This is a genomic window from Paraburkholderia sediminicola (assembly GCF_046027825.1).
Taxonomy (GTDB): Bacteria; Pseudomonadota; Gammaproteobacteria; order Burkholderiales; family Burkholderiaceae; genus Paraburkholderia; species Paraburkholderia sediminicola_D.
In genome coordinates, this window is sequence record NZ_JAQQDU010000235.1 from 1 (window position 1) to 1,238 (window position 1,238).

A 1,238-nucleotide genomic window follows, 5' to 3' on the forward strand; every position below is an offset into this window, starting at 1 on the left:
CAGGGGTTCCGCACGAAGGCCCCCGTCAGACAAGGCCGAGAACGGAGTCACGCAACGCGGTATCCCATGCGGCGAGGTTACGAACGTTCTTGAGGCTGATCTTTTTCGGCTGGCGGCTCTGCTCGAGTCGAGCCAGGTTCAGCGTGATCTTGCGCAGGCTGGCCATGTTCTGCGCGGCTACCTTGTCGCGGATCAGGCTGGCATCCTCGCCCCACGACACATCGAGAACCCAGTGCAGCTGGTTTTCGATGCCCCAATGTGCCCGGATGAGTCGAGCCATCTCCGCAGCCTTCACTGCTTTCGAGCTGATGTAATAGCAGCTCTCGGTGCTCGTCTTGCCACCTTGCTCACGGGTACGCTCGAGCATGACCAGGCGCTCAATGCCAGCCCAGTGCTGCCCGGTACCCGCCAGCCACGCGATGTCATCAGCCACGCGGCACACCCGTGTTTCCAGCCGCCCGTGCCCCTTGTCGTGTTCGACATGTTCCCAGTACGAACTCTCCAGCCTGCCGTCCTGCGCGGCGGCGAACCATCGCCGCACGCCCTCGGCCAGGCCCGGCTGGTTGTCCTTGACCGCCAGAACGTAGTTGGCGCCCGCCTTGACGATGGCCTCAGCGATCGTATGCTGCGTGCCCATCGCGTCGATCGTCACCGTTGCCCCCTCCAGGTTCAGCGCTGCCAGCAGTTCAGGGATCGCAGTGATCTCATTGCTCTTCTCCGATGTGCTGACCTGCCCCAGGCTCAGGCCCGTATCTGAGCACCATGCTGAAACCAGATGCAGAGCTGAGTGGGTTCCGCTGCGACTGCCGCGCACCGCCTTGCCGTCAATCGCGATATGCTGACCCTCCAAGGCCGGGCACAGCTGGCCCGCCCAGTTGATGAAGCACTGCTCGAAGGCCTTCACGCTTAGCGCACCGAACACGCGCGCAAAGGTATCGGGCGAGGGAATACCGTTCTCGTATGGCAGGTGGGTACGCAACCAAGCCAGTTGGGTACGGGCCCACAGGGTGGTCGTCTCCCAATCCTCCACGCCACACAACACCGCGCTCAGTGCGGCGAACAGGATTTCCGGTAACGGATAACGACAGGTACGGCAGCGCGGATCCCGCAGGTCGGCAAATGCGTCCATGATCGAGGGCATCTCTCGTTCCGGCAAAAAACAAGAGTAAACCTGACCCGCTGATTGTTTACAACCGCTACGTCCCTTTATTTATACGGGCCTTCGTGCGGAAGCCCTG

The 1,238-nt window shown here is 62.0% G+C and carries 1 protein-coding gene; it reads right to left on the reverse strand.

The features are described from left to right. Positions 1–25 precede the first annotated feature (25 nt). A complete protein-coding gene (locus PQQ96_RS42035; protein ID WP_408303319.1) occupies positions 26–1,141 on the reverse strand; it encodes an ISAs1 family transposase in 1,116 nt (371 codons plus the stop codon). Between the last annotated feature and the right edge of the window lie 97 nt (positions 1,142–1,238).